General features: G+C 38.9%; 4 protein-coding genes and 1 pseudogene. 3 read left to right on the top strand and 2 right to left on the bottom strand.

What is annotated here, in order from left to right; all coding sequences use genetic code 11:
* A pseudogene (locus AC1DVK_RS26490) lies at positions 1 to 181 on the top strand (transposase); the annotation flags it as partial.
* A gap of 208 nt (positions 182 to 389) precedes the next feature.
* Here the strand turns inward: AC1DVK_RS26490 and trpS are convergent.
* A complete protein-coding gene (gene trpS, locus AC1DVK_RS26485; RefSeq protein ID WP_061462096.1) occupies positions 390 to 1,376 on the bottom strand; it encodes a tryptophan--tRNA ligase in 987 nt (328 codons plus the stop codon).
* A gap of 531 nt (positions 1,377 to 1,907) precedes the next feature.
* Here trpS and AC1DVK_RS26480 point away from each other — a divergent pair.
* Positions 1,908 to 3,086 carry a putative glycoside hydrolase gene (locus AC1DVK_RS26480; RefSeq protein WP_410860735.1) on the top strand — a complete coding sequence of 393 codons (1,179 nt, stop codon included), beginning with the start codon at positions 1,908 to 1,910 and terminating at the stop codon, positions 3,084 to 3,086.
* Between the two features lie 56 nt (positions 3,087 to 3,142).
* Here the strand turns inward: AC1DVK_RS26480 and AC1DVK_RS26475 are convergent, their stop codons facing one another.
* Positions 3,143 to 3,331: a hypothetical protein gene (locus AC1DVK_RS26475; RefSeq protein ID WP_061462097.1), complete on the bottom strand. Its 189-nt coding sequence runs from the start codon at positions 3,329 to 3,331 to the stop codon at positions 3,143 to 3,145.
* A gap of 98 nt (positions 3,332 to 3,429) precedes the next feature.
* On the opposite strand from AC1DVK_RS26475, the gene AC1DVK_RS26470 reads away from it, so the two are divergent.
* Positions 3,430 to 4,011, top strand: a complete 582-nt coding sequence (locus tag AC1DVK_RS26470) for a GNAT family N-acetyltransferase (RefSeq protein WP_061462098.1) — start codon at positions 3,430 to 3,432, stop codon at positions 4,009 to 4,011.
* Positions 4,012 to 4,239: the final 228 nt, after the last annotated feature.

The raw sequence follows: 4,239 nt of genomic DNA, 5'->3' as shown, positions 1-4,239 counted from the left end.
GTATTCGTTCCATGCGTAAAACGATTGAAGAAGTTGAAACCAATATGGCTTACCGTTGGTTCTTAGGCTGTGGTTTCCATGATAAAGTACCTCCTACTCCACGTTCGGGAAAAATTATGAGCGACACTTTAAAGATACAGACCTGTTTGAACAGATTTTCTATCGCATTTTAATGACGGCTGCTACTTTCGCTGCCATTAATTTAAAGAAGGTGGCCAATTGGACATGGCGAGGTCTAAAAATGGCCTAACATAGTGGGCTCGTAGAGCCCCAATCTCTTAACTTCAGGCAAAAATTCAAAGGGAATCTCAAAAAGGGGGTCGGAATTTTTTAATTCCGACCCCCTTTTGTCTACAAACTGAGACGATCCGATGAGGATCGTCTTTTTTTTATCTCTTTCTGCCAAGTCCCATGCCATTATACATTTTTCTAATCATCTTATTGGCTTCAATGTTCGCTTTTTCTGCACCGCGGTCAAGAATTTCATCCAATTCTGGTGAATCGATCAATTCATGATAGCGTTCCTGGATTGGCAGGATTTCCCCAAGAACCACTTCAGCCAAATCACTTTTAAAGTCACCATAACCTTTACCTTCATACATCTCTTCAATTTCTGAATAGGTTTTCCCACTGAAGATGGAGTATATGGACATCAGGTTGGAAACACCTGCTTTGTTTTCCTTATCGTAACGGACAATGCCTTCGGAATCGGTAACGGCGCTCTTGATATTTTTTTCGATTTGCTTCGGATCATCCAATAAGGCAATCGTTGCCTTTTTGTTAGGGTCCGATTTGCTCATTTTCTTGGTTGGTTCTTGTAGGGACATGATACGTGCCCCTTCTGTAGGGAGGCTGATTTCCGGGATTTTGAAAATATCATTGTGCTTTCTATTGAACCGTTCAGCCAAATCGCGAGTCAATTCAAGATGCTGTCTTTGATCTTCCCCAACAGGAACTACATCCGTACTATAAAGGAGAATATCGGCTGCCATCAGCGGCGGGTATGTAAGCAATGCTGCAGAAACCCCCTCTTTGCCAGCTGATTTATCTTTAAATTGTGTCATTCGCTCAAGTTCACCAATATAGGAAATACTCTGTAAAATCCAGCCTGCCTGAGCATGCGCAGGTACCTCTGATTGAATGAAGATTGTATTCTTTTCTGGATCGAGGCCAATGGCCAAATATAAAGCGGCCAATGTTTTAATGTTTTTCCTTAATTTAAGGCGATCTTGTGGAACTGTAATTGCATGCTGGTCAACAATACAAAAGAAACATTCATATTCATTTTGTAAGTTAACGAATTGTTTCATGGCTCCGATGTAATTTCCTAAAGTAACGGAACCGGATGGCTGTATGCCGGAGAAAATCCTTTTCAACTGCTAGTCACTCCTCTAAATGCGTTTATTGATCAATGGATATTCGCTCTTCATTATTGTAAGGATAAATAGAAAATGAATCCACTTTCTTTGAAAGAAATGTGCGCCTTGAAAGGGGAACGCTCATTTAAATCTCGTGGAAGGCCGTTTTGTCCTGTATCGATGCCATTCTGAGAATACGAATTGTCCACTATAACTGTATTTTAGCATTTATTCATATTAAATGTATAATCGAAACGGCAATAACGCCATTGGAACGGATTTTCCGTCTGTTTGTATCGATCAATGAAAGCATCAAGGTAAATAAAACCGTTTTATATATTTCACCTTGAGCAGGCGATTTTAGGGAAAGATACATACATGGGAATACGTGTTGGAAACGTGTTTGCATTCAAGTGTGTTTATTTATGGCAGAGTTTTTTTAATTATTTATAATATATAGGAGTAAAGTTAAATGGTTGTGGTATTAAAGAAAGGGGTCTATTTTTATTTATTGAATATTGATGACTGATGGCGAATGAGGTGGAGGAAATGAAACAAAGAAGTAAATGGTTGATGACAGGTATGTGCATATTCCTGATTCAACAGCCAGTTCATGCACAGGACATGAACGAAACCAGGCAGGTAGCATTAGAAAATAAAGAACTGCCTGTGAATGCACCGCGTTTTGTTTTTGATTCGGGGTTGAAATTCGCCTATCCGGATGCTGTGCGTGGAATATATGTGACAGGGCCTGCAGCGGGTGGCAATAAATTGAATGAACTTATTAAATATGTAGATGAAACCGATTTGAATGCGATGGTCATTGATATTAAGGATGATTGGGGGAACGTAACGTATAAGACCAAAAATCCCGATTCTCCATATGCCGGGATTGGTAAAGACTACATAAAGAATCCTAAGGCAATGCTGAAAAAATTAGAGGATAAGCAGATTTATCCGATTGCAAGGGTAGTTGTCTTTAAAGACTCACTTCTGGCTAAAGAGAAGCCTGAATTGTCATTTTTAGATGGCGAAGAGGTATGGAAGAATGGTCGAGGTGAAGCCTTCGTTAACCCATTCTTAAAAGAGGTTTGGGATTATAATGTCGGTATTGCCATTGAAGCGGCAAAAATGGGTTTTAAAGAAATTCAATTTGACTATGTCCGTTTTCCCGAAGGATTCGAAAATAAAGAAAATGATTTGAAATATGATATCGGTGAGTATGATGAAGCGAAAGTGAGTCATTCAGCTAAAAGGGTTCAGGCAGTGACGGACTTTGTAAGTTATGCGAAGAAACAACTGGAGCCATATGGTGTGGAAGTGTCGGTGGATATTTTTGGATATGCGGCTACGTTACCTGAAGCTCCCGGAATTGGACAGAACTTCACTAAAATCTCTGAGAACGTGGATGTTATTTCCTCAATGATCTATCCAAGTCATTGGACATCTTATTTTGGTATCGATAAGCCTGATTTGGAGCCCTATAATCTCGTTAAGGAATATGCGAAATTGGAAAATGGGAAGCTGAAGGAATTAAAAACCCCGCCAACTTCAAGACCTTGGCTTCAAGATTTTACTGCTTCGTATTTAGGAGAAGGGAATTACCAAAGGTATGGCAAGAAAGAAGTGGAAGCCCAAATAAAAGCGTTAAATGATAATGGGATTGATGAATATTTATTATGGAATGCAGCAAATCGATATACAAAGGGAGTGGATTATACCCCATGAAAAAAAGGGGATGGCCTTAAGGAATATCCTTCCGGTCATCCGATTTTTTTCTAAAATTACCGCTTTTTATTCCCGCCAACTTGATTCCACCCTGACTGAATTCGTCTCGATTGATCGAAAATATGAGAGTGACGTTTCCCTCCAAACCATTTTTCGCCAATACCATTCGTCACAACGCCATTCACGGCAGTGATGCCAATAACGCAAGCTGCAACTAAAACAAAGTCAATAAAGTAACTGAACATCCAACCCCCCCAATATTGTTTTAAAGCTATTTAAGTTCCATTGTAGTGGATAAGAGAAAATCTGGAAAGAATAAACTAGCAAAAGAGGAGATTAAATCATGAATTGGTATGAAAAACTAAACCAGTATTTCCCCATTGAAGAAATGAAGTCTAAAGAACATATTGAAGTTCTCTTAGAAGATAAGCAGGAAATATATATAAAGGATGAAGGTCCCGACCATGTTTTATTGTATGTGGAAGGGGAAGAGTTTATATTCGTTGATTACCTATTTGTATCAAAGAAATCAAGGGGGCAGGGATTAGGAAGGAAATTGATCCAGAAATTGCAAAAAAAGCAGAAAACGATTTTGCTGGAAGTCGAACCAGTTCAAGAAAATGATGATGATACATTTAAAAGGCTGAGATTTTATAAAAGGGAAGGATTCAAGCATGCTTCTTCGATTTCCTACAGCAGAAAATCGCTTGCCACCAAAGAGAATACTCCAATGGAAATCTTATATTGGCCGGCAAATCCATCTGTTGAAGAAGAAGACGTTTTTGATTTCATGAAAGAGATTTATTCTGAAATCCATACCTACAAAGATGACGACCTTTATGGAAAGTCTTATCAGGATGTAGAGGATGTACTAAGCTTGAATGCTGGTCAGGAAACGGATATTTTTAAAGAGATGGAAGTCTGAGAAAGAGGGCCGGTTTTGCGGGGGGCACTGAAAAAGTCCCTTCCGGGCCAATAGAGGTAGATTTTCTCAGTTTATTCTGAGGAAATCTACCTTTTTTTGTTTTATAATCAAGGTAATAAATTTATGTGGGTGAGTACGATGATTCAAAAACAAACGTCTATGGTTTTTAGTCCTCATATGGCCATTTATGATGTAGTGGTTCCAAAGGATAACATGTTACGCAAGATC

The sequence above is a fragment of the Peribacillus sp. P4_B1 genome, from assembly GCF_056402395.1.
The sequence above is the reverse complement of the archived record's forward strand: the minus strand, read 5'-3'. Positions and strand labels throughout refer to the sequence as shown.